21 protein-coding genes are annotated in these 23,541 nt (G+C 60.0%); 17 read left to right on the top strand and 4 right to left on the bottom strand.

From position 1 onward, the window contains the following. Positions 1–16: 16 nt before the first annotated feature. The gene (locus tag AC1DF8_RS25970) at positions 17–2,245 is read right to left on the bottom strand and encodes a methyl-accepting chemotaxis protein (RefSeq protein ID WP_478155569.1); all 2,229 of its coding nucleotides are present in this window, start codon (positions 2,243–2,245) and stop codon (positions 17–19) included. 416 nt (positions 2,246–2,661) lie between these two features. On the opposite strand from AC1DF8_RS25970, the gene AC1DF8_RS25965 reads away from it, so the two are divergent. Further along, positions 2,662–3,801 carry a helix-turn-helix transcriptional regulator gene (locus tag AC1DF8_RS25965; RefSeq protein WP_478155568.1) on the top strand — a complete coding sequence of 380 codons (1,140 nt, stop codon included), beginning with the start codon at positions 2,662–2,664 and terminating at the stop codon, positions 3,799–3,801. A 65-nt stretch (positions 3,802–3,866) separates the two neighbouring features. Here the strand turns inward: AC1DF8_RS25965 and AC1DF8_RS25960 are convergent, their stop codons facing one another. Next, positions 3,867–4,280 (bottom strand): cupin domain-containing protein, encoded by a 414-nt coding sequence (locus AC1DF8_RS25960; RefSeq protein WP_478155567.1) that lies wholly within the window; start codon positions 4,278–4,280, stop codon positions 3,867–3,869. Positions 4,281–4,530: 250 nt separating this feature from the next. Here AC1DF8_RS25960 and AC1DF8_RS25955 point away from each other — a divergent pair, with 250 nt between their 5' ends. Then, on the top strand, positions 4,531–5,721 hold the full coding sequence (locus AC1DF8_RS25955; protein WP_478155566.1) for an MFS transporter: 1,191 nt from the start codon (positions 4,531–4,533) through the stop codon (positions 5,719–5,721). Between the two features lie 49 nt (positions 5,722–5,770). On the opposite strand, the gene AC1DF8_RS25950 is transcribed toward AC1DF8_RS25955, so the two are convergent. Next, on the bottom strand, positions 5,771–6,796 hold the full coding sequence (locus AC1DF8_RS25950) for a LacI family DNA-binding transcriptional regulator (protein ID WP_112971643.1): 1,026 nt from the start codon (positions 6,794–6,796) through the stop codon (positions 5,771–5,773). 168 nt (positions 6,797–6,964) lie between these two features. Here AC1DF8_RS25950 and AC1DF8_RS25945 point away from each other — a divergent pair, with 168 nt between their 5' ends. From AC1DF8_RS25945 to AC1DF8_RS25925, 5 genes are all read left to right on the top strand, one after another. Continuing rightward, positions 6,965–8,209 carry an ABC transporter substrate-binding protein gene (locus AC1DF8_RS25945; protein WP_112542307.1) on the top strand — a complete coding sequence of 415 codons (1,245 nt, stop codon included), beginning with the start codon at positions 6,965–6,967 and terminating at the stop codon, positions 8,207–8,209. A 75-nt stretch (positions 8,210–8,284) separates the two neighbouring features. After that, positions 8,285–9,211 (top strand): carbohydrate ABC transporter permease, encoded by a 927-nt coding sequence (locus AC1DF8_RS25940; RefSeq protein ID WP_478155565.1) that lies wholly within the window; start codon positions 8,285–8,287, stop codon positions 9,209–9,211. Further along, entirely contained in the window at positions 9,211–10,074 is an 864-nt protein-coding gene (locus AC1DF8_RS25935; RefSeq protein WP_112542309.1) for a carbohydrate ABC transporter permease, read from the top strand. Before AC1DF8_RS25940 ends, AC1DF8_RS25935 begins: the two co-directional genes overlap by 1 nt. 29 nt (positions 10,075–10,103) lie before the next feature. Beyond that, on the top strand, positions 10,104–12,035 hold the full coding sequence (locus tag AC1DF8_RS25930) for a glycoside hydrolase family 127 protein (protein WP_478155564.1): 1,932 nt from the start codon (positions 10,104–10,106) through the stop codon (positions 12,033–12,035). Positions 12,036–12,044: 9 nt separating this feature from the next. Further along, the gene (locus AC1DF8_RS25925; protein WP_112971639.1) at positions 12,045–13,142 is read left to right on the top strand and encodes a sn-glycerol-3-phosphate ABC transporter ATP-binding protein UgpC; all 1,098 of its coding nucleotides are present in this window, start codon (positions 12,045–12,047) and stop codon (positions 13,140–13,142) included. 30 nt (positions 13,143–13,172) lie between these two features. Here AC1DF8_RS25925 and AC1DF8_RS25920 read toward each other — a convergent pair whose 3' ends face one another. Beyond that, on the bottom strand, positions 13,173–14,471 hold the full coding sequence (locus tag AC1DF8_RS25920; RefSeq protein ID WP_478155563.1) for an alpha/beta fold hydrolase: 1,299 nt from the start codon (positions 14,469–14,471) through the stop codon (positions 13,173–13,175). A 96-nt stretch (positions 14,472–14,567) separates the two neighbouring features. Here AC1DF8_RS25920 and AC1DF8_RS25915 point away from each other — a divergent pair, with 96 nt between their 5' ends. The 10 genes from AC1DF8_RS25915 (at position 14,568) to phnC (ending at position 23,507) form a co-directional block, all read left to right on the top strand. Continuing rightward, positions 14,568–15,713 (top strand): M24 family metallopeptidase, encoded by a 1,146-nt coding sequence (locus AC1DF8_RS25915; RefSeq protein WP_478155562.1) that lies wholly within the window; start codon positions 14,568–14,570, stop codon positions 15,711–15,713. Between the two features lie 213 nt (positions 15,714–15,926). Further along, the gene (gene phnF, locus AC1DF8_RS25910; protein ID WP_478155561.1) at positions 15,927–16,715 is read left to right on the top strand and encodes a phosphonate metabolism transcriptional regulator PhnF; all 789 of its coding nucleotides are present in this window, start codon (positions 15,927–15,929) and stop codon (positions 16,713–16,715) included. After that, positions 16,708–17,166 (top strand): phosphonate C-P lyase system protein PhnG, encoded by a 459-nt coding sequence (locus tag AC1DF8_RS25905; protein ID WP_112542315.1) that lies wholly within the window; start codon positions 16,708–16,710, stop codon positions 17,164–17,166. Before phnF ends, AC1DF8_RS25905 begins: the two co-directional genes overlap by 8 nt. Continuing rightward, positions 17,166–17,711 carry a phosphonate C-P lyase system protein PhnH gene (gene phnH, locus AC1DF8_RS25900; protein WP_478155560.1) on the top strand — a complete coding sequence of 182 codons (546 nt, stop codon included), beginning with the start codon at positions 17,166–17,168 and terminating at the stop codon, positions 17,709–17,711. Before AC1DF8_RS25905 ends, phnH begins: the two co-directional genes overlap by 1 nt. Then, complete coding sequence (locus tag AC1DF8_RS25895; protein WP_478155559.1) at positions 17,711–18,805, top strand: carbon-phosphorus lyase complex subunit PhnI; 1,095 nt, start codon at positions 17,711–17,713, stop codon at positions 18,803–18,805. The genes phnH and AC1DF8_RS25895 overlap by 1 nt, the downstream gene beginning before the upstream one ends. After that, complete coding sequence (locus AC1DF8_RS25890) at positions 18,802–19,716, top strand: alpha-D-ribose 1-methylphosphonate 5-phosphate C-P-lyase PhnJ (protein WP_478155558.1); 915 nt, start codon at positions 18,802–18,804, stop codon at positions 19,714–19,716. Before AC1DF8_RS25895 ends, AC1DF8_RS25890 begins: the two co-directional genes overlap by 4 nt. Next, on the top strand, positions 19,713–20,546 hold the full coding sequence (locus AC1DF8_RS25885; protein ID WP_112542319.1) for an ATP-binding cassette domain-containing protein: 834 nt from the start codon (positions 19,713–19,715) through the stop codon (positions 20,544–20,546). Before AC1DF8_RS25890 ends, AC1DF8_RS25885 begins: the two co-directional genes overlap by 4 nt. 15 nt (positions 20,547–20,561) lie before the next feature. Then, on the top strand, positions 20,562–21,308 hold the full coding sequence (locus AC1DF8_RS25880) for a phosphonate C-P lyase system protein PhnL (protein WP_478155557.1): 747 nt from the start codon (positions 20,562–20,564) through the stop codon (positions 21,306–21,308). Beyond that, complete coding sequence (locus AC1DF8_RS25875; protein ID WP_478155556.1) at positions 21,295–22,467, top strand: alpha-D-ribose 1-methylphosphonate 5-triphosphate diphosphatase; 1,173 nt, start codon at positions 21,295–21,297, stop codon at positions 22,465–22,467. Before AC1DF8_RS25880 ends, AC1DF8_RS25875 begins: the two co-directional genes overlap by 14 nt. 218 nt (positions 22,468–22,685) lie before the next feature. After that, positions 22,686–23,507: a phosphonate ABC transporter ATP-binding protein gene (gene phnC / locus AC1DF8_RS25870; RefSeq protein WP_478155555.1), complete on the top strand. Its 822-nt coding sequence runs from the start codon at positions 22,686–22,688 to the stop codon at positions 23,505–23,507. The last annotated feature ends 34 nt before the right edge of the window (positions 23,508–23,541 follow it).

The following is a 23,541-nucleotide window of genomic DNA, read 5'->3' as shown; positions in this document are numbered from 1 at the left end:
TCTGGTGGTTCGAGCTTCAGAACTCTTCCCAGTTGTCGCCCTTTGTATCGAGGGCGGCATTTCCCGAGAATGCAGAAGCGATCTTGCGGCCGAGGGCACGAACCGGTGACGGGGCCGGAGCATCGTTTCGTGCGGCGGCGCGGGGAGCAGCGGAACGCAGTGCATAACCCGCTTCGCTCAGCTTGAACTGGGCAAGAAGCTCGTTGAGCGACGCAACTTCCTTCGCAAGATTATGGCTTGCGGCAGTCGACTCTTCGACCATGGCCGCGTTCTTCTGCGTATCCTGGTCCATCTGGTTGACCGCCAAGTTGATCTGGTCGAGACCGGAGGACTGTTCCTGCGATGCTTCGACGATCGCCGCAATATGGCGATTGATTTCCTGCACCTCGGCGACGATCGCTTCCAGCGCCTTGCCGGTTTCGCCGACGAGGCCGACGCCGGAATTGACCTGTTCGCTTGACGTGTTGATCAAAGCCTTGATTTCCTTGGCGGCGTTTGCTGAACGCTGGGCCAGTTCGCGAACTTCCTGGGCGACGACGGCAAAGCCCTTGCCGGCTTCGCCGGCGCGGGCCGCTTCGACGCCGGCGTTCAGAGCCAGAAGGTTGGTCTGGAAGGCGATGTCGTCAATGACGCCGATGATGTTGGAGATCTCGCCCGAGGATTTTTCAATCTGCTGCATGGCCGAAACAGCCTTGCGGACGACTTCGCCGGATTTTTCCGCGCCGGTCTTGGCACGCGAGACAAGCTCTCCGACTTCCTTCGCTCGCTTGCTCGAATCCTTCACGGTCGTGGTGATTTCTTCGAGAGCTGCAGCCGTTTCCTCCAGCGCCGCTGCCTGCTGTTCTGTGCGCTTGGCAAGATCGTCAGCGGCCGATTTGATCTCGTTTGCTCCCGAGTCGATGCCGCGGGCATTCTGCGATACCCGGTTCAACGCCGATTGCAGCTTGTCAGCGGAATTGTTGAAGTCGCTGCGGACGCCATCGAGCCTCGTTACGAAGGGCTGGTCGATACGGTAGGACACATCGCCGTCGGCGAGTTTCGAAAGACCCGCGGCGAGGTTGTCGACGGCAAACTGCACATCGGCAGCGTCTTTCGCCTTTTCCTTCTCGCGTTCGATCTGCTCTCTCTCGCTCATGCCACGATTGGCTTCTGCCTCCTGTTCGAGGCGAACCCGCTCGATCGCATTCTGCTTGAAGACCTGAACGGCGCGCGCCATGGCGCCGATTTCATCCGGTCTGGCCTGACCCTGAACCTCGACATTCAGATCGCCGGCCGCCAGACGCGCCATGGTGTTGGTTGTCTTCTTGATGACCGCAGCGATCGATCGTGCGAAAACGAGGAAGCCGACAAGCGAAATCAGCGAGACGATCACCGTGCCGATCGCCGCCGTCCAGAGCGCCTGCTGCGACGCTTCTACGATCTCCGTCACATTGGAGCCGATTTCGAAGACGCCAATCTTGCGACCGGAGAAGTCTTCAAAGGGAATAGCGGTGACTTCATAATCCTTGCCGCCGAGAACGGCATGAACACGGATGCGGTCACCGTTGAAGGCTGCCTGCAGCTGCTCCTGGGTGAGGATTGTCTTGTCACCAAAGGTGGATGCCTGCGGTACGAACTTGCCATCCTGAAGAATATGCACTGCGACGGCTGCATCAACCGACCGCGCCAGCGGCGCAAAATAGTCGTTCGTGAGCGAGGTGCCGACATCGACGACGCCGACGGTCTTGCCATCCTTGATAACAGGTGCTGATGCAAACATGCTGACGGCGGTCCGGCCAGGTTCGATGCCGGCGTTCAGCTTGCCCTGCGTCAAAGCCGCGACGATCATCTTGCGACGTCCCTTGAGGTCGTCGCCGAAAGTATCCGGCGTATGGATACGTGCGACCGCCAAGCCATCGGAATTGCTGAACGTGATGAGCTGAAGGCCCTGCGCTTTGATCGCCGGCAGGCTGGCGGTATATTTTGCAAGAATGGATGCGCGATCATTCCTGGCAATCAGATCAGCGGTTTCAGGCTCACCGGCTAGGGCGATGGCAAGCCCGGCAGCCGCTCGCTTCTGAGCGTCCATGTCCGCCTGAATCACATGAAGATCGGACGAAAGCTCCTTCTGAAGCGATTGATCGCTCATCGTATTCTGACGATACCAGGCAAGACCACCGATAGCCGCGCTTGCAAACAAAACGGCCGCAAACCCATAGGCCGTGATGCGGATCCATATCGGCCGCTTGATCTTTCCCCCGTCCATAACGTCCCCTCAAATATCGATGAACCTAATTCTTGTGGGGAAAACTTGTTTTTTACTTAATTTTGAATGGTCAACATTATGCAGCGAAACCTAGGGGCCGCATCGCCGCGGCGTGGCGCAAGATGTGCAAAATTCGCGCCAAAGTTGCCGATCGCCATCCGGTGTAATCGGCCTCAAAACGACCGCCGATAAGGTGGCGGCATCCTGCGCCGGCGCCGAGAAGATTCGCAACATGTCCCGACAAGAAGCGGATAACAAATACATACCATCCGGCTTATCTATTTATGAATCAAAGAGTTTTTCATCGTCACCCAATAGGGTGATGTTCAAGTATCTTTCACTTCTCTAAAAGATCAGTCTGGACTAATATTCGGCTTTGGCCGCTCATATGACTTTACGAATGGAAAGACAGTCAAATGGCGCATACGGATATTGTCGATAAGATCTATCGCGCCTCCGTAGACGTAGAGTTGTGGTCGAGCACGTTATGCGCGGTTGTCGATTACGTTGGAGCAACAGCCGGCAATATTGTCTATCAGGCTCCTGACGGAAAAAGCAGTTTTCTGATCCCAGGCCGGATGCGCGAAGATCTGAACGATCTCTATCTGCAGTACTACGCCGGCAATCCCTATGCAAAGGCCTTCGAGAAAGTCCATCCGGATCAGGTGGCGATCGGTAATGAGCTTATCGACGATGCAGCCGTCCGGCGCACTGCTTATTATGCCGACATCTGCGCCCCGCAGGATATCTACAATCAGCTCTTCGTCCCACATGCAAGCCTGCATGAACGCGGCGGCATCGGTGGGGTCGCGCTTTTTCTCTCCAAGGCCCAGGACACCGAAAGTGGCCTGGCAGCCCGGAAGCTTCTGCAGTTGACGCCTCATCTCTCCCGCTCGATAGAACTTTCCCTCAACGTCGGAAGCATCAGGCGAGAGGCCAATCTCCTGCAGCCGCTGCTCGAAGCCCTGCCAGACGCAGCCGTGCTGCTCGATAGCCAAGGCGAAATCGTCGCGCTGAATTCCGCCGCTGAAGACATTCTGAGACACGGCGACGGACTTTCGATCAACAAACATGAGCGCACGACGCTGCCAAGGATTTCTAGCAGTTCCAAGGCTCTGACCCGCGCGATACGGCAGGCCCTCGAAGTCGCAGGCGGAACGGCTGCGCAATTGCAGGGCGCGGTCCAGATTCTCCGGCCATCGGGTTTACCGCCCTACTTCGCGCAGGTCACTCCCTTACCGCCAAGTTCCTTCGTGGCCTGGGATTCGACCGACTCCGGCGCCCGCGTGCTTCTTCAGATCGTCGATATGGAAAGCCGGGCCACCGGGCAGGCTGAACAGCTTCGGAGCATTTTCAGCCTGACCGCCGCCGAGGCGAAGGTGGCCGTACTCGTCGGTTGTGGCTATTCGGTTCCAGAGACCGCCAGGATACTTGCCCTGTCTCCCAACACTGTCAAAACGCATACAGCAAGGCTTCTGTCCAAGACGGGTGTTCGATCTCAGGCGGCATTTGCGCGGTTGATGGCTTCCGTCCCTACGCGCCCCGATCGGCCCTAGACGTCCGAAACTATGGAAAGGTGATGCCGGGACATCCCCTCCCCACTCAGAAATCAGCTTCGCGATCAGGGGTCAGGCGTCGTCAACTCTGTTTCCTTCGTGTCGACGACGAATACTGCCAGGATTTTTGCAGGCTTCGTCTTGCTGGCATTCGCGCTGACAAGGTGATGATCGCCAGGGACTTCGATCCAGTTCTCGCCAGTCTTGAAGACCTTTTCCGCGCCGTCGTTCACCTTGCTCTTGATTTCACCCTCGACGACCGTGGCGTAGATGAACGCGCTCTTTGCATGGGTATGCGCGGGGTTATAGCCGCCCGGTCCATATTCAACGAGAACGCCGCGCATGCTTTTGCCCGGGACGTTTGGCAATTCGTGATCGAACACGACGGTGATCTTGGCGTTATGGGCTTTCTGGGCCGCAAAAGACGGGACTGCAGCAAAGGTCAGCGCCAGCGCGGCAATGGTCATGGATTTGAACATCGTATCTTTCTCCTCTGGGGCTCGCTAAGACCCGGACAAGCTAAGTCCGCGGGCGGCGAAAGGTCAGATATACGATGGTTTAACCGGCGGCCTGAAAAGAAGCCAAGTCTATGCCCGGAACTAGTTAAGGTTGCTGTTGCGATTACCCCCGACAAGATATATCTCCGAAAYGCCACTCGAAATTGTCTTTTTTCGCCGCCGTTGCGATTGAGGTCAAACTTCTGAACCGATCACATCCCGGAGCGATCGAATGCATATCCAGCCGCAACACCGGATCTATGTCTGCTTCTTTCTCTTCGCCATCTCGATGGGTGCGCTACTCTCGCGCCTGCCCGACCTTCAGGACGCACTGGCCGTCAACAAGTCCGAGCTCGGCCTGACGCTGATCGGCGCCGCAATCGGAGCGCTGATCTCCTTGACCTTCGCTTCGCCGCTGATTGCCCGCTTTGGTGCGCGCAAGACGGCGTTTCTGACAGTACTCGGCACGTCCGCTCTGCTGGCAACCATCCCCTGGGCCAACGCCGCCTGGCTGGTTTYCTTTATCCTTTTCTGTGAGGGCTTGCTGGCCGGCGCGCTGGAAATCAATCTCAATGTCGAGATCGATCGCATCGAGGCTCAACTCGGCCGCGGCGTGATGAACAGGGCGCATGGCTTCTGGAGCCTTGGATTCTTCCTGACCGCACTTGCCGGCTCCGCCGTTCGTCAAGCGGGCGTGCCGATGCATCTGCATCTTGCGCTGACATTCACTTTCGTTCTGATCGTCGGCATTGTCGTGATCTCAGGCATTGAGAATGCGCCGGCCCGTGCCGGGGCCGAGCATGTGGATGGCCCAAGCATAGCGCTGCCGACATGGGGGCTCATGCCACTTTGCGTGATCGGCATTGCCGCATTTCTGGTGGAAGGCGCCGGCATCGACTGGTCAGCGATCTATATGCGCGACGTTTTCGCAGTTGAACCCTTTCTCGGCGGTCTTGGGCTGACGCTATTTACCTTCTTCATGGCGATCGCCCGACTGTTTGTTGATCCGCTCGTCGACCGGTTTGGTGCGCGTGCGGTTGCAACGTTCTTGCTCATTTTCTCGACCATAGGACTTTGTGCCGTCTGGCTGGCGCCGCACCCCTATGTCGCGCTGCTCGGTTTTGCATTGATGGGCGGCGGCTGCAGTGCGGTCTATCCTCTCGCCGTTTCCGCGGCAGCACAACGGACTGATCGCCCCGCCCATCTGAACGTTGCAGCCCTCGGGCAGATGTCCTTCGTCGTGTTCTTTCTGGCGCCACCCTTGCTCGGCTTCGTCGCCGAGCATGCGGGCATCAGGATCGCCTACCTCGTCTGCCTGCCGGTCATCATTGTCGCCCTGTGTTTGACGAAGGCGCTGAAGTCCCGCGAAGTTGAAAGCGGGACAAGGATCGAAGCCACGGCCGATCAGGCCGCACGCGGCTGAGGCTCGATCTACTCGCCGCACCTTGGCCGCCCACAATCGTGCAGCCACTTCAAGGTTGATCGGCTTGCCCGGCGGAGCGGCGAAAGACGAGCGTACATGGCAGTCTCTCGACGCCTGGCTCGATCGCCTCGCCTTTAGACAGGGCAAGGATCGCTAGTCCCGCCCGGTGACCAAGCTCCTTGAGTTCCATGTCGATGGTCGTCAGCGGCGGACGTGTCTGCCGTGAGACGACCTCCCAATTGTCGAAACCGACCACCGCGACGTCGCCCGGGATGGAAATGTTTCTGTCGCGCAGCGCATCGATGACGCCACGGGCGATCTCGTCGCTGCCGCAGAAGATCGCATCCGGTTTCGCCCCGGATCGCGAGAAGACGGTTTCGATCGCCGCATGTCCCCACTCCTCCGACCAATCGCCGAACATGACCTCGGCCGCCGACCCGACGAGCTCCCGATAGGCCTCGGCGCGGATGCAGGCAGCGCGATAGTTCTGCTCGCCGGTGATATGCAGAATACGCGACCGGCCGAGAGCCTGAAGATGTTCGACTGCGAGGCGCGCGCCTTGAGCATCATCGGGATGAAAGCTGACGCTGTCCGATGGCCCCTGCGCGAAGACATAGACCACCGGAATGCCCAGCTGTGTCAGTTCCGGAGGTGGCTCCATGTCGATGCGTGTCGCGGTGAAGATGATGCCGTCGACCTGTCTGTCGCGCAGCGCTTCGAGATGCAGTCTCGCCAGTCGCGGATCATTGTTGGTGGCACAGAGGAAAAGCGAGACGCCGTGATCGACCAGCACTTCCGAGACGCCGCTCGCCATCGGCAAGGTTAGACGCCCATAGGTGTCGTTGGTCAGCATTCCAATCGCGTGGCTGCGCTTGGTCAGCAACCCACGCGCGAGCGCATTCGGGCGAAATCCGATTTCCTCGGCGATCCGTCTCACCTTTTCGCGGGTTTCGGCATTGGTTCGCCCGGTGCCGTTCAGCGCGTTCGAGGCCGTTGAAATACTTACCCCCGCAGCCTTCGCTACGTCACGGATCGTATGCCGGCCGCCACCCGATTCTTTCAAATTCGCACCCATTCAACTACTTTGTTAAAACCTTTTAGCAGAAAAAATTTAGCTGCTAAAAGGTTTTAACAAAAACATGGCCTTTTGATGCATACAGCCTGTCGACATGAAAAATTTTCTCATTTAACGTCGTCTTTGTCTCGAGGCAGAGGAGCCTCGCATAAGAGAAGGGGAACCCGCATGATACATTTGAAAACCACCATTGCCGCTGTTGCACTGCTGGCGAGCTCTTCTCTCGCCAGCGCCGAAGAAATCACGCTATGGGTGCGAACGTCTTCGGGTGCCGTGCTTCAGGGACTCGCCGAAAAATACAATGCCTCGCATTCCGACAAGGTTAATGTGACCCAGATCACCGCCGAGCAGATGGTGCCGAAGCTGGGCGCCGCGATTGCCGGCGGCGCAGCGCCTGACGGCGCGGTCCTCGACCTGATCTATCTGCCGACCTTCGCCGCCAATGACAGCCTTGAGGACATCAGCGATTTCGTCAAGGGATTGCCCTATTCGGCGGCGCTCAGCCCATCGCATATCCGCCTTGCCACCTATGACGGCAAGGTCTACGGCGTGCCGGCCCTGCCCGATGCCTCGATCATCGCCTACAATACCGACCTCTTCAAGAAAGCCGGCCTCGACCCGGACAAGGCGCCGGCCTCCCTTGAGGAGATTGCTGCCGATGCGAAGAAGATCCATGCGCTCGACAAGGAAACCTATGGCTTCTATTTCGTCGCCAATTCCGGCAGCTGGTTGATCTACGATTTCCTGCCGCACCTCTGGGCCGCCAATGCCGATGTGCTTTCCGATGACGGCCGCACCGCCACCGTCGATACGCCGGCGATGCGCGACACGATTGCCGCCTATCGTGACATGTGGAAGGAAGGCGCGATCCATCCGACTTCACGTTCCGGCAATGGCAACAACGCCGTCGAAGCGTTTGCTTCCGGAAAGGTCGGCATCCTCATGACCGGTTCCTACATCGTCAACCTCCTGACCAGCAAATATCCGGACGTGAAGTTCGCGGTCGCCCCGATCCCCGGCCCGAAGGGCGGCGCATCGAGCTTTGCCGGCGGTGATACAGTCGCCCTCATCAAGGGCATCAGCGAGGGGAAGAAGAAGGTCGCGCTCGACTTCGTGAAATTCTACATGGAGCCCGAACAGCAGGTTTATATCACGCAGGAATCCGGCATGCCGTCGCGCACGGACCTTGCCAAGGAAGCCTACGCCAAATTCGACCCGCGCAACCTGATCGCCTATGACATCCTCGCCAAAGCGCGCACGCCCTATACCTTCTCCTCGGATGAGTTGTTCGTCAGCCGCACCGGCCCGTTTCTCAACCTGATCCAGGGCACGATCTTCGGCGACGACGTCGATGGTTCGATCAAGAAGGCGCAGGACGACTTCACCAAGATCCTCGACCGCACAAACCCGTAACAACATCTGAAGCGGGGCGGTCGTCCGCCCCGCACATTCCGGATTGCCGACACGCGGTTTTCAAATCTTCGAGGAATGACAGTGGTCGACACGCCGACAACACACATAAGACAGCCGGTCTCCGGGGAGCCGGAGCCGAAGGGGTGGCTGGGACTGGCCTTCATCCTGCCCGGCTTCCTCTTCATCCTGGTGCTGTTTCTCGTTCCGCTCGCCATGACCATATGGATGAGCTTCTACAACTGGCCGCTACTCGGCCGGAAGAAATTCATCGGTCTTGCCAATTACAGCGAACTTCTCGGCGACATGCAGCTCTGGCATTCGCTCGGCTTTACCATGCTCTATACGGTGTTGGTGACGGCAGCGATTTTCGCCGTTGCCTTTCCGCTGGCGCTGCTCGTCGACCGCCCGCTGCGCTCCGCCGGCTTCTTCCGCACGATCTTCTTCATGCCTGTCGTGATCGGTTTCGGCGCGGCCTCGACGCTCTGGATGTGGCTGCTCAATCCAGACAGTGGCGTTTTCGCACAAGTGCTGCGCGGCATCGGTCTCATCAGCTCGGCGCCTCGTCCGCTCGAGAGCTTCTGGCCGGCGATGGCAGTCATCATCCTGATGGTCGTCTGGAAGACTGCGGGCTTCACCATGGTCATCCTGCTGACAGGCCTGCAGGGCATTTCCAATGACGTCATCGAAGCCGCGAAGATCGACGGCGCCAGCGTCTTCAGCCGCTTCCGCCGTATCACCCTGCCCCTGATGCGCAATTCGCTGGTGCTGGCGCTGGTTCTCAACGTCACTTCGTCCATGCTCGCCTTCGACCAGTTCTTCATCATCACCCAGGGCGGGCCTGAAAACAGCACGATCTCGGCGGTATTTTCGATCTATCTGGCGTCCTTCTCGTCTTATCGGCTCGGCTACGGCTCGGCGCTTTCCTTTGCGCTGCTGATCGTGCTGGTCGCCATCAGCGCCATTCAATTCGTGCTGCTGCGCGAGCGGCCGGAGGAAGGCTAATGACTCAAGCGAAGACAAACACCAATTCGCGCGGCGGCCAGACGGGATATCTCCTCTTCCTGCTCGTATCGATCCTGTTTGCGATCTTCTTCATCATGCCGATCGTCTGGTCGCTTGCCAATTCCTTCAAGCCGGCCGCCGAAGCGCTTGCCAATCCGGCCGCGCTCTTTTCGAAGACCTTCTCGCTGGAGAATTACCGCCGGCTCGAGAATGTCGGTGCCGGCTGGTATGTCTATGCCGCCAATTCCGTGATGATCGCGATCGGTACGGTTCTTCTGACCGTGATCGTCTCCGTGCCGGCCGGTTACGGCTTCTCCAAGTTCAAGTTTCCGGGCCAATCGATCCTCTTCGTGCTGATCATGGCAACGATGATGATCCCGTTCCAGTCGATCCTGACGCCGCTGTTCCTGATCCTGAAACTGCTTGGATTGCAGAACAGCCTGGTCGGCCTGGTGCTGATCTACGTGACCTTCCAGTTGCCCTTCTCCGTCTTCATGATGCGCAATGCCTTTGACGCCGTGCCGAAGGCGCTGATCGAGGCGGCGCGTATCGATGGGGCCTCGCAGGCGACGATCCTGCGCCGTATCATGCTGCCGATCGCGTTGCCGGGCGTCGCGACAGTGGCGATGTTTGCCTTCCTCAACTCGTGGAACGAGTTCCTGGCTGCCCTCATCTTCCTGTCGGACCAGAACAAGTTCACGTTGCCGATCATGCTCGTGAATGTCTCCTCCGGCCTCTACGGCATCATCGACTGGGGCGCCCTGCAGGCGGGCATCGCCGTCACCATGATCCCCTGCATCATCCTCTTCCTTCTTCTGCAACGCTATTATGTGCGCGGCCTGACGGCCGGCGCCGTGAAATGAAAAGCGGCCCGTCCGCTCAAGGAGTTCCAATGCCTATCGCCCAGAAATCCCCTTCCCGATCGCCGATCGACCGTTACGTGCCCGCCGACCACACCTGCGTCGCGTTCAATGGCGGCTTCTGGAAGAGCTGGACGGAAACCGTCCGTAACGTGACCATCCCGACCCAGCATATGCGGCTCGACGAGGAAGGCTTCCTCGAGGTGCTCGATTTCGACAAGCCGGCCGGTCCGCTGGCGCGGCCGATCCAGCCGAGCGGGTTGTCGATGCAGCATTTCTTCGATTCCGATTTCGGCAAGTGGATCGAGGCGGCAAGCTACACGCTGAAGAACAACCCGAATCCAGACATCGAGGCAAAGATCGACGCGATCGTCGAGAAGCTCGAACATGGCCAGATGGCCGACGGCTACCTCAACAGCTGGTTCATCCGGCGCGAGCCGGAAAAGCGCTGGACCAATCTGCGCGACCTGCATGAAATGTATTCGATGGGCCATCTGCTGGAAGGCGCCGTCGCCTATTACGAGGCGACCGGCAAGCGCCGATTCCTCGATGTGATGATCCGCGCCGTCGATCACATCATCGACACGTTCGGCCGCGAACCGGACAAGCTGCGCGGCTATGATGCGCATGAGGAAATCGAGCTGGCGCTGGTCAAGCTTTACCGCGTCACCAGGGATCCCCGCCATCTTGATCTCGCGACCTATTTCGTCGACGAACGCGGCCAGATGCCCTCCTATTATGACGAGGAGGCGCGCAAGCGTGGCGAAGACCCGGCCAGCTATGTCTTCCAGACATATGCCTACAGCCAGGCGCATATGCCGGTGCGCGAACAGACGCAGGTGGTCGGGCATGCCGTGCGCGCCATGTATCTGTTCTCGGCGATGGCCGATCTCGCGTTCGAGAATGACGACGAGAGCCTGAAGAGCGCCTGCTCCCGGCTTTTCGACAATCTGGTCGGCCGCCAGCTCTATGTTACCGGCGGCCTCGGCCCCTCCGCTTCGAACGAGGGCTTCACCAGGGAATACGACCTGCCGAATGAAACGGCCTATGCCGAGACCTGTGCCGCCGTGGCGCTCGGTTTCTTCAGCCACCGCATGGCGCAGATCGAGCTCGACAGCAAGTTCACCGACAAGCTCGAAACCGTGCTCTACAATGGCGCCCTGTCAGGCATATCCCGCGACGGTGAGCATTATTTCTACGAAAATGTGCTCGAAAGCCACGGTCAGAACCGTCGCTGGAAGTGGCACTACTGCCCGTGCTGCCCGACCAATATCGCCCGATTCATCACCTCGCTCGGCCAGTATTTCTACTCGACCAAGGCCGACGAGGTGGCAATCCATCTGTATGGCGAAAATGCCGCCGAACTCTCGGTCGGCAATGTTTTCCTACGGCTGACACAGAAGACACAGTATCCGTGGAACGGCGATGTCAAAGTCTCGCTCGGCCTCGATCAGCCGAAGCGCTTCACGCTGCGTCTGCGCATTCCCGGCTGGTGCCGCGATACAAAGGCCTTCGTCAATGGCGAAGGCACCAAGCTCGACGTTGTCAAGGGATATGCCGCAATCGATCGAGAATGGAAGGATGGCGACGAAGTTCGGCTCGCCTTCGACATGCCGGTAGACCGCCTCTATGCACATCCGGCGGCAACCGAAGACAACGGCCGCTTTGCGCTGCGACGCGGACCTGTCATTTTCTGTGTCGAGGAGGCCGATCTGGGTACGGAGCCACAGCGCCTGAGGTTGCCGTCACAGGGCGAGATCGCCGCAAGCTTCGACGAAACGCTTCTCGGTGGCGCCACGGTTCTCGAGGGCGATGCGCTGGAAGCCGATGCATCCGACTGGCAGGAGACGCTCTATCGCATCCAGCCGCCAGCGCTGAAGCCGAGGCGTTTCAGGGCAATCCCCTACCATCTCTGGGCCAACCGCGAGCCGGGCGCCATGGCCGTCTGGCTGCACGAAAAGTAGGAGATCACCATGGCTCGCCTTGAACTGCGCAACGTGGTCAAATCCTACGGCATTTACGAAGCCGTGCGCGGCATTAATCTCGATATCGAGGACAATGAATTCGTCGTCTTCGTCGGCCCATCGGGCTGCGGCAAGTCGACGACCCTGCGCATGATCGCCGGCCTGGAGCACATTACCGGCGGCGATATCGTCATCGGCGATCAGGTCGTCAACCGGCTTGGCCCGGGAAAGCGCGACATTGCCATGGTGTTCCAGAATTACGCGCTCTATCCGCATATGAGTGTCAGGGAAAACATCTCTTTCTGCCTTGAGCAACAAAAGCTCCCAAAGGCAGAGATCGACGAGCGCATCAGCCGTGCTGCCGAAACGCTGCATATTACCGAGCTTCTGTCACGTCGTCCCGGCCAGCTTTCGGGTGGTCAGCGCCAGCGTGTCGCCATGGGCCGCGCCATCGTGCGCAATCCAAAAGTCTTCCTGTTCGACGAGCCGCTCTCCAATCTAGACGCCAAGCTGCGCGTGCAAATGCGCACCGAAATCAAGCGCTTGCACCAATTGCTGCCGACCACCACGGTCTATGTCACGCACGACCAGGTGGAGGCCATGACCATGGCCGATCGCGTTGTCGTCATGAATGGCGGCATCATCGAGCAGGCTGGACCGCCGCAGGAACTCTATCATCACCCGGTTAGCCAGTTCGTGGCTGGCTTCATCGGATCACCGTCGATGAACTTCCTCACTGCGATGCTTCAAACCGAGGGAGATGGGCTGGTCGTCATCCTGGACGACGGCAGCCGGCTTGCTGTTCCCGCGACACGGTTTCAAGAGTATCAGGCGCATGCCGGCAAGCCGGTCATCTTCGGAATCCGGCCGGAATCGATATCAAGCCTTACACAGAAGCCCGGCTTTGAAACCATCGAGGCGAATGTGGATCTGGTGGAGCCACTTGGGCCGGAAACGATGATCTATTTCGACATCGGCTCAGTCAGCATGTGCGCCAATGTCGATCCGGAGAGCGATCCGCGCCCGCGCACGAAAATGCCGCTCTCCTTCAACATGAACCGCATGCATCTCTTCGACCCGGTCGGCGGCAGGTCGCTTTCGGCCTGACCGTCGGGAGTGATGACGGATACCCTCGGCCTAGCCGAGGGGACCCCCATGCTCGCGCACCATTTGCCGCAGGCGTGTGAACACGGCCGGTGACTGGCGCACGCCGTCGTGCTCGAATTCGTTGGTCACCCAGGCCCGGACATTGCCGACATCACCCGCGGTCGCAAGCGACAGCTCGGCATCGACATACATATCGTCAAAATAGACTGCTGCGGCCACCGGAATTTCGTTCGAAGCCAGCCGGGCCGGATCGTAGAGCGGTTCGAAGCCATCGTAGCGCGCCAGCGCTTCCACAGCGTCGCGGAACGGCCGCAGCGAGCGGACTTCCTCGAACATCCATGGATACATCATCTCACCGGTCAGATAGAGCGGCCGGCTCTCTTCGCCGAACTCGGCAAATTCCGACCGGATGCGCTCCGCCGCCCAGGCGGTCGCGTCCCTGCCCTGCCCGTAAATGCTCTCCTGCAGCACCGCAAACATTGGGTTGCCGTCATAGGAGGTCAAAGACATGACGGAGGCGAGGAAAGCATCGGAGAACCGCGTTTCCTCCGGATCGGAGAAGGCTTCATCCACCAGCCAGTGCACGTTTTCATAGCCGGGCGCCATGCCGAAATCGATGCCGATGGTTTGCAGCCTGCGCACCGTGAGACGATCCCCGTCAGGCAGACGCACATCATCGGCGGCAATGCAGGCGGCGATCCGGGCGATGCGATCGCGATCGGCTGGATAGCGGTGGTAATATTCCCGGTTCTTGCCGGCGACACGCGGATAGGTGCGGCGGTAAACGTCATCAGCCGTCGCGGACAAGCCGGCCAGCCCGCCCGTGACATAGCAGGCAGCCAGCCCCTCCGGCGCCTGCGACAGATAGGTGAGCGTCAGGAAGCCGCCATAGCTCTGGCCAAGCGTCTCCCAGCGCACGCCGCCGAACACGGTCTTCCGCAGATGCTCGCAATCGGCAATGATGCTGTCGGCTCGGAAATGGCGGAGATAGTCGGCTCCGGCCTTCCCATTCGCAAAGCCAGCCATGGTGGCGCTCTCGATGCGTGTGCTTCTGCCGGTGCCGCGCTGATCGAGTAGCACGACACGGTAGTTCTTGAGCGCCTCCCCGAGCCAGGACGGCCCGCCACCCACCGGGCGCGGCGACTTCCCGCCCGGACCGCCCTGCAGGAACAGCAGGATGGGCAGCTTTTCCTGCTTGCGCGCGGGATCGCAAACCTCTCGCGCAAAAACCTTGATCGAGGCGCCATCCGGCTTTTTCCAATCGAGCGGCACTTCGACGAAGTGGTCGCGGACAAGGACGCCGGGGATCGTATATTCGCTAACGAGCATGATCAAATCCTGTGGAATGTTTGTCGACACACTGCCTACAATTGCCCTATGCTGGAATCAACCATTCAGCTTTGACAAAGATAACGGATATATAGCGTGTCTCTCCCGGTCTGGTCCCATCCCGTCGCAGCCATCACTGACGAAGAGCGGCAAAGCCGCCTGTCGCGCTTGCGCGAGCGGATGCAGGCACACGGCATCGCCGCCACACTGCTCGGCCCAACCGAGAGCCTACGCTACTTCACCGGCCTCGTCTGGCACCTGAGCGAGCGGCTGCTCGGCGCGGTCGTGACGGACGACAAGCTCACTTATATCGTACCCGGTTTCGAGCGCAGCCGCGTCGAGTCGCTGCCGCATCTGCCGGGTGAGATTGCCGTCTGGGAAGAAGATGAGAGCCCCGCCGCATTGGTATCACGGCTCGTTAACCCGTCTGGAAAGCTCGCGCTCGATGATGCGCTGCCGCTCGCCTTCTATCACGCTTTTACCGGCGAGATGGGAGCGGGCCGACTTGTCGATGCCGGGCCTGTCATCCGCGCGCTGCGAACCATCAAGTCGCCGGCTGAAATCGCCCTTATCCGATATGCGATGGGTATCACGCTTGATATTCATCGCAAGGTCCGCGACACACTCGCGCCCGGCATAGCCGCCTCGGATGTTGCGCGCTTGATCGACCAGCAGCATCGGGCTGCCGGCGCCGATGGCGGTTCGACCTTCTGCATCGTCTCCTTTGGTGACGCAACCGCACTGCCGCATGGGGCGGATGGCGAACAGATCCTGCAGGCGGGTGACGTCATTCTCGTCGATACGGGTTGCCGGATCGATGGCTATCATTCCGATCTGACACGTACCTATATGCTCGACGAAGGCAATCGCGAATTCGAACGCGCATGGGCAATCGAACGGGAGGGCCAGCAAGCCGTTTTCGATGCGGCAAAACTCGGCACGCCCTGCGAAAACCTCGACGCCGCCGCCCGTGACGTGTTTGCGCGGCACGGGCTCGGCCCCGACTATCGCCTGCCCGGCCTGCCACATCGCGCCGGCCATGGCCTCGGCCTCGAAATCCACGAGGCACCCTATATCGTCCGCGGCAACAAAACTCCGCTGGCGCCGGGCATGTGCTTCTCCAATGAACCGATGGTCGTCTTCCCCGGCACATTCGGCGTTCGTCTCGAAGACCATATCTATATGACCGAAGACGGCCCGCGCTGGTTCACGACGCCGGCGGCAAATCCCTACGCGGCCTAGTTTTCGTTTCGCGTCCGAGCGAAGTCATCCGGCACTGCGGCGGCCGAGAATTCAATTCGTCAGCCTGCTTGCCATGCAGGCTTCCGGATCGGGGCCGCGCGACCGTTTCACTTCGGCAGCGATCAATCAGCGCAGAAATCGTCAGTACTTACACAAAAGCGTCACCGACAACGGCTATCTTAAGTCATCCGAATGAATTTTGGATTCATCCGAATGACAAGCGAAGAACATTCGATCGAAGCAAGATCCCGGTCCGGCCAGTGGCAGATCCTCGAGAAACAGATCAGTCGGGATATCGCTTCGGGCGCACTCGCGCCTGGTAGCCGCCTGCCCACGGAAACCGAGATCATGGATCAGTTCAAGGTCGGTCGCCACAGCGTGAGGCGGGCGATTGCCGAACTGGCATCTGCCGGCAAGGTGCGGGTCGAGCAGGGACGCGGCACTTTCGTCGAAGAGCACTCCGTCATCACCTACAATATCGCCCGGCGAACACGCTTCCGCAAAAACCTGCTGGAACAGGGGCGCATCCCTTCGGGTCAACCGGTCTCCGAAGCTGAGATCGCAGCGCCACCTGGCGTCGCCGCGGCGTTGAAGCTTCCCGAGGGCGCAAAGGTCTACATGATCGCCCGTCGCGGCTTTGCCGACGACGTGCCGATCAGTCTCAGCCATTCTTACCATCCGGTGGAGCGTTTCCCGAATATGCATCTGCGCCGCCGCGCGGGTGAATCGGTCACGACCATCTACGCTGCCTTTGGAATTCCTGACTATGTCCGGCAGAGCRCCGTGATCCTCACCCGCCGGGCGATCGTTGATGAAGCGCAGCTTCTCGCCCAATCGCCGCAGCAGCCGGTGCTCCTCGTCCAGAAGACCGACGTAGACATGGAAGGCCGGCCGATCGCCTATTCCGAGACGGTCTGGGCCGGAGAACGCGTTCAATTCAGCATTGACAACGAGCCGGAGGATCGCGTCGCGACCACGGCGAAAGGACAGGACGATGAATGACACAATGGAAGCCGGCGCGCCCCCTGCCAGCTTCAGCCATGCAAGCATGCTCGACATACTTGCGAGGGCCGATGCCGAGGGAATCAAAGCCGTAGCAGAGGATTTGCTCGATGAACTCGGGCCAGTGGAGGTTCTCGTGAACCGCACCGGCCTTGCGATGCTGCCCTATACAGACACAGTGCAAAACACGGCCTTCCATCTCGGTGAGGTGCTCATGGCCGAAGCCCATATTCGCCTGCCGGACCGGGATGTGGAAGGCTATGGCGCGATCATCGGACGCGATCTCGAACATGCCATGGCAATGGCCGTCATCGATGCGAGCTTCGCCAGTGATATCGGCAAGGCCGGCATCGTGAATTTCCTGACGAGCGAACAGAGGCGTCAGACACAGGACGACGATATCAGACTGCGCAAGGTCGAGGCGACGCGCGTGCGGATGGAGACCTTCTGATGAACCAGACTTTGCTCCTTCCAACCGTTGAAGACATGCGCACCAATGCAACATTCGATGCGTTGATGTGGGCGCTCGCTCGCCCCGGCCGTGTCCAGCCCCTGCCTTTTCCCGGCTTGCTCGCGCTGGCGGAAAGCCTGCTCGACCGTGAATGCAGCTTCTTCTGCTCCGATGAAGGGCTGAAGGCCGACATTGCCAGGACAGGCGCGAATGCCGTTGCCCTACCGGAGGCAGAATATGTCTTCGCATCAATCGGCGACCGTGCAGAAGTTTCCGCACTATCGGCGATGCTGAGCGGCAATCTGCTCTATCCTGATGCCTCGGCGACGATTTTTGCGGAGGCTGAGATCGGCTCGGGAACGAAGCTTCGCCTCGCCGGCCCGGGCGTCAATGGTGCGATCGATATCGCCATCGGTGGCGTTCATCCGGATTTCTGGGCGCTGCGCGCCGAGGCCATCCGTTATCCACTTGGCTGGGACATTTACCTCGCAGACGGCGCAAGCCTGATCGGCATTCCCCGCTCCACGAAGATCGAGGTGCTCTGATGGCCTATGTTGCAACACGTGGCGGCGAACACGCCATTGAACAATCAGAACGGCTTTACCGCGAGGAGCTTGGACGGATCGACAAGGCCCGCGTCGACGCGATCGGCGGAAGCCTGCCCTATCTGGTCGACCGTGTCATGGGCGAGGCATCGCTCTACGCGCCTGAACTTGCAGCACTTGCGCTCGCCCAGTCCGGCGGCGACCTCTACGAGGCCGTGCTCTTGCTGCGTGCCTATCGCACGACGCAACCACGCCTGACGATCGCCGAGCCGGTTCGTCAGCAGGATCTTTTCACCGTCAGGCGTATTTCGGCGGCTTTCAAGGATATTCCTGGCGGCCAGATCCTCGGTCCGACGCTCGACTACTCGCACCGGCTGCTGAATGTCGACGTCTTGAATGGCGCGACTTTCATTCCCGAACCTGTGGAATCTGCAGACAAGCCGGCACCCGCCACGCAGCCTTCGCTGACTGATTGGCAGAAGGCACAGGGCTTGATCGCCGAAACGCCGACCGAGGATGTGCCGCTTGACGAGATCCCCGATGTGACGCGCGAACCGCTGCTCTTTCCAGCAAGCCGGGCCCATAAGCTGCAGAGTCTGGCGCGTGCGGATACCGGCGGCACATTGGCGCTCGGCTATTCGACCATGCGCGGTTACGGCAGCGTGCATCCGACCGTCAACGAGCTCAGGCTCGGCGAGGCCGAGGTCCGTATCCGCCATCCGCGCGGCACGCTCTTCAGCGCCGGACGCGTGCGCGTCAGCCAGAGCGAGGTCATCTCCAAGAGCAAGGGGCTGGAGCTCGGCTTTTCCGCCACCTTCGGCTGGAATGAGGTCAAAGTGATCGCCGCCGCCTCGCTCGATCTTGCTTCCAACCAGCCCAATCCGCATCCGGCCTCGAACGAGGAATTCATCCTCTACCATACGGAACCGGTCGAAAGCTCGGGCTTCTGCATTCACTTCAAGCTGCCACATTACGTGACCTTCCAGTCGAGCCTCGACGCCATCCGGCGCGTGAAGGCGGATAAGGCAGCCAATACAACAGGCGCGCCCGAGGGCGCGGCAAAGCAAGCCGAACTCGAAGAGGCAATGCTGTGAAACTCGATCAACTGACCAAACCCTGGGAGGCCTTCAGCTATGGCTTCCTCGATGAATCCGCCAAGCGCGAGATGCGCCGCCGCATCCTCAAGGCCATCGCCATTCCCGGCTATCAGGTTCCCTATGCCAGCCGCGAAGTCCCGATCGCCCGTGGCTGGGGAACCGGCGGCCTGCAGGTTACGCTGACGCTTCTGAAGCCCACCTCCGTCGTCAAGGTCATCGACCAGGGCGCCGACGATTCCGTCAATGCCAGCAGCATTCGCAAATTCCTGCGCCGTGTCAGCTCAGCCCGGGAGACGCTGGATACGCTGGAAGCCGACATCATCCAGTCGCGCCACCGCATTCCCGAAGAGAAGCTGCGCGAGGATCAGATCCTCGTGCTGCAGGTTCCCAATCCCGAGCCGCTGCGGCCCGTCCAGCCGGACATGTCGGAAGCGCGCATCATGCATGGCGACGCCGACTATGGCCAGCTTTGGCTTACGCTTTACGAGCAACTGGTCCGGTCCGGCCGCATCATGCAGGGATCGAGCTACCCGAGCATGGTCAATGGCCGGCACGTGATGACGCCGTCTCCGATCCCGCGCTGGGATGTGCCGAAGATGAACCAGGCGGCAAACCTCACCATCCTTTCGGCCGGCCGCGAAAAGCGCATCCATGCCGTGCCGCCCTATACGCGCGTCGAACCGCTTGTCTTCGACGACGTGCCTTATCGGGTCGAGGACCATGCTGACAAGATTTGTCACCGCAGCGGCGTAACAGGCTACTTTATGAACGAAGTGCCGCAGGACGATGGTGCCTCCACCTTCGAGGTCTCCGACAGCCAGTACGGCGTCAAGCATATCCGCAAGCGGGATGGTGAAGCCGTCGCCGTCGGCGAAACCTATTACAAGCAGGGCAGGATCGAGCAATGAGCGCCGTAAATCTTTCCGCCCCCAGTCCGTCCACCTCAGGGCGCCAGCCGCCGCGGCTGATGCTGTCCTCTCCCATCCTGACGATGAACGGCATCCGCAAGAGCTTCGGTGACGTGCAGGCGCTGCGCGGCGTCGATGTTACCGTCTATCCCGGCGAAGTACTCGGCATCGTCGGCGAATCCGGTTCCGGCAAATCGACGCTGCTCAGGATGATGAACCTCGAAGACCGGCCGGACGAAGGCGAATACCGGCTGGCGCTGCCCGGCCGAGAGGATCTCAATCTCTTCACGCTCGACCGGTTCGAGCGGCGCATGCTGCGGGCGCGCCATATCGGCATCGTCTACCAGAACCCGCATCTCGGCCTTCGGATGAACCATACAAGCAGCGGCAATGTCGCCGAGCGGCTGCTCATTGCCGGTGAGCGGAATTTCGCGACGCTTCGCGCCCGCGCCAAAGGTGCCCTCGACGCCTCGGAGTTTCCGGTCGCGCGCATGGATGCCCGTCCGGCCGAGCTTTCCGGCGGCATGCAGCAGCGTGTGCAGTTGGCCAAGGCAATCGCACTCGAGCCCGCCCTGCTCCTGCTTGATGAGCCGACGACCGGGCTCGATGTCAGCGTCCAGGCTCTAGTGCTCGACACGCTGAAGCGGCTGCAGCGCGAACGCCGCATCACTATCGTCATCGTTTCGCATGATCTCGGTGTTATCCGCACCATGGCAGACCGGGTCATGGTGATGCGCAACGGCGAAGCCGTCGAAGAGGGTCTCGCCGACCAGATCTTCCAGGACCCGCAGCATGAATATACTCAGCAGCTCGTGCATGCGAAGCTTTGACGGGAGAGGCATCAGATGAACATGCACACACATCCATCCGCTTCCGGGCAAATGATCCTCTCCGTCCAGGGTCTCGCCAAGCATTTCGAAATGCATCACCTAAAGCGGACGCTTCACGCCTTCGACAAGGTCGATTTCGAACTGCGCGAGGGTGAATTCATCCTGTTGACGGGCGAAAACGGCGCCGGCAAATCGACTTTGCTGCGCACGCTTTACCGCTCCTACGTACCGCGCGCGGGCCATGCCTATTATCACACGCGCGAAGGCGTCATCGACCYGACCGTCGCAGCCGACGTAGATATAGCCCTGTTGCGCAAGCGCGAGATCGGCTTCGTGACGCAATTCCTGCAGGCCCGCCCGCGCGTGGCGGCCGAAGAACTGGTCGCCGAACCGCTGCGCCTCGCCGGCCGGCCGTACGACGAGGCGATCGAAGAGGCCCGCCGGTGGCTCTCCGCCTTCGGCGTGAAGCGAGGGCTCTGGGCCGCCTATCCGTCAACCTTCTCCGGCGGCGAGCAGCAGAAGGTCAACCTGGCTCGCGCGCTCATCCTCCCGCAACGACTTCTCTTTCTCGACGAGCCAACCGCCTCGCTCGACAAGAATGCGCGTCGCGCACTCGTTGCCCGCCTCGCCGAGCTGAAAGCCGCTGGCGTCGCAATGATCGGCGTCTTTCACCACCCCGACGATGTCGCGGATCTCATCGACCGCGAAATCAGCCTTCAAACACGACAGATCCAGGATGGAGCAGAAGATGTGGCTGAGTGATTTCGAAATCGTGCTGCGCGATAGGGTCATACCGCGCGGCGCAGTCAGGATCGAAGACGGTATCATCGCAGAGATCAGCGAAGAACCAGTGGCCGCAGCCGATATTTCCGGCGACGGCAGGCTTCTGCTTCCCGGCTTCATCGATATGCATGGCGACATGATCGAGCGCGAAATCGAGCCGCGCCCGAATGTGCGCTTTCCCCTGGAACTCGGCATTTTCGAACTCGACAAGAAGCTCGCCGGCAATGGTATCACCACAGCCTATGCCGCGCTTTCCTTCCACGCCAACAGCAGCTACGGCCACATCCGCTCGGAAGAACATTCGCGCTCGATCATCCAGACCTTGGTCGAACTTAGGAAGAACGATCTCCTGATCGATCACAGGGTTCATGCGCGCTTCGAAATCACCTTCACCCATGCCCGCGCCGTCATTGAAGATCTGCTGCGCGCCGGCGCCCTCGATCTCGTCTCGCTGATGGATCACACGCCGGGCCAGGGCCAATACCGCGATKTCGAACGTCACATCGAAACGATTGCGCGCAACAACAAGATCACCCTCGAACAGGCTGCCCAGCGTGTTCAGCAACGCATGGAAAACCGCGCCCAGAACGGCGATGCGGTCGACAATCTGCAGGGGATCGCCGCCACGGCGCGCGACCATGGCGTCATCATCGCCTCCCACGATGACGACAGTATCGAAAAGGTGGCTATCGTCGAGGGACTGGGCGCGCGCATCAGCGAGTTTCCGGTGACGATGGCAGCCGCGCAGGAAGCGCGCAAGTTCGGGCTGGCAACCGCAATGGGCGCGCCGAATGCTCTTCGCGGCCTTTCCTACTCCGGCAATCTCTCGGCCCGCGAAGCCTATGAACGCGGCATTCTTGATATTCTTGCCAGCGATTATCACCCCTCGGCCATGCTGCCGGCGGTAATCGCACTGGCAGAGGCCGGAGCCGGCGGACTGCCCGCTTCCGTTGCCCTCGTCAGCGCCAATCCGGCCCGTGCACTCGGCCTCGAGGATCGCGGCGCGATCGAGACCGGGCTGCGTGCCGATCTGGTGATCGCCGAACGCGGCCGCCTGCCGCGTGTGCGCGCCACCTTCTCCAAAGGCAGGCAGGTCTATTCCGACGGAATTGTTTTGCGATTCCAACAGGCTGCCTGATAAGGCCGCCGCCTCCGACAGCGGATAGCTTCATTTCTCACAAAATACATCCGGAAATTCCGGATGTATTGCTTGATAAAATCCGCATAAATACTCGTAATTATTGGATAATTACTTAATAAAACCGTCACACTGAAATGCTATATTTAGTTTCATAGGTTGAAATTAAATATAATTCAGTTTCGTCTTTGACGTTTCTGGCAAGCGGAGACCTTCCGGTGCTTGAACTTCATTCCCTCAAGAAGAAATTCGGTCAAACACAGGCGGTCGACGATGTAAATCTGTCGATCGATGCCGGACAGATGGTCGGCATTATCGGGCGCAGCGGCGCCGGGAAATCGACATTGCTCCGGCTGATCAATCGTCTGCTCGACCCGACATCCGGTACGATCATGTTCGAGGGCAAGGATATCACCAAGCTGCGCGGCCGCGAGTTGCGTCTGTGGCGCGCATCCTGCGCGATGGTGTTCCAGCAGTTCAATCTGGTCGAGCGCATGGATGTGCTGACCAACGTGCTGATTGGCCGCGTTGCCCAACACGGCTTCCTCTCATCGATGCTGCGCCRCTTCACGGATGAAGAAAAGGAAATGGCGATCAGTGCGCTCGACCGGCTCGATCTTGTGCCGCAGGCGCTGCAGCGAGCCGGCACCTTGTCCGGCGGACAACAGCAGCGTGTCGCCATCGCCAAGGCGTTGGTCCAGAAGCCGAAGATCATGCTTGCCGACGAGCCGATCGCGTCGCTCGATCCGGCCAATGCGACACGTGTCATGGAGGCGCTGCGCAAGATCAACCGAGAGGACGGCATTACCGTTCTCGTCAATCTTCATACGCTCGATACGGCCCGGAACTATTGCGAACGCATCATCGCCATGCGGGCCGGACGGGTGCGCTTCGACGGCGCACCAGCGGACCTGACCCAGGAACGAGTCCGCGAAATCTACGGCACCGACGATTTCGATGCAGAGATCGACGAGGCAGTGACGTCCACCTCATTCAACACAGGTCGAACCGCGAAGGAAAAGGTCTACCAGGCGGTGTGAGTTTCGCCCGTGGCCCCAAGGCCGCGGCTTTTTT

The sequence above is a fragment of the Rhizobium sp. 05N49 genome (genome assembly GCF_056396805.1).
The sequence above is the reverse complement of the archived record's forward strand: the minus strand, read 5'-3'. Positions and strand labels throughout refer to the sequence as shown.

Coding starts and splice junctions, on each gene's coding strand:
- AC1DF8_RS25970 (WP_478155569.1), bottom strand. CDS start 2,245: ATGGACGGGGGAAAGATCAAGCGGCCGATATGGATCCGCATCACGGCC.
- AC1DF8_RS25965 (WP_478155568.1), top strand. CDS start 2,662: ATGGCGCATACGGATATTGTCGATAAGATCTATCGCGCCTCCGTAGAC.
- AC1DF8_RS25960 (WP_478155567.1), bottom strand. CDS start 4,280: ATGTTCAAATCCATGACCATTGCCGCGCTGGCGCTGACCTTTGCTGCA.
- AC1DF8_RS25950 (WP_112971643.1), bottom strand. CDS start 6,796: ATGGGTGCGAATTTGAAAGAATCGGGTGGCGGCCGGCATACGATCCGT.
- AC1DF8_RS25945 (WP_112542307.1), top strand. CDS start 6,965: ATGATACATTTGAAAACCACCATTGCCGCTGTTGCACTGCTGGCGAGC.
- AC1DF8_RS25940 (WP_478155565.1), top strand. CDS start 8,285: ATGACAGTGGTCGACACGCCGACAACACACATAAGACAGCCGGTCTCC.
- AC1DF8_RS25935 (WP_112542309.1), top strand. CDS start 9,211: ATGACTCAAGCGAAGACAAACACCAATTCGCGCGGCGGCCAGACGGGA.
- AC1DF8_RS25930 (WP_478155564.1), top strand. CDS start 10,104: ATGCCTATCGCCCAGAAATCCCCTTCCCGATCGCCGATCGACCGTTAC.
- AC1DF8_RS25925 (WP_112971639.1), top strand. CDS start 12,045: ATGGCTCGCCTTGAACTGCGCAACGTGGTCAAATCCTACGGCATTTAC.
- AC1DF8_RS25920 (WP_478155563.1), bottom strand. CDS start 14,471: ATGCTCGTTAGCGAATATACGATCCCCGGCGTCCTTGTCCGCGACCAC.
- AC1DF8_RS25905 (WP_112542315.1), top strand. CDS start 16,708: ATGAATGACACAATGGAAGCCGGCGCGCCCCCTGCCAGCTTCAGCCAT.
- phnH (WP_478155560.1), top strand. CDS start 17,166: ATGAACCAGACTTTGCTCCTTCCAACCGTTGAAGACATGCGCACCAAT.
- AC1DF8_RS25895 (WP_478155559.1), top strand. CDS start 17,711: ATGGCCTATGTTGCAACACGTGGCGGCGAACACGCCATTGAACAATCA.
- AC1DF8_RS25885 (WP_112542319.1), top strand. CDS start 19,713: ATGAGCGCCGTAAATCTTTCCGCCCCCAGTCCGTCCACCTCAGGGCGC.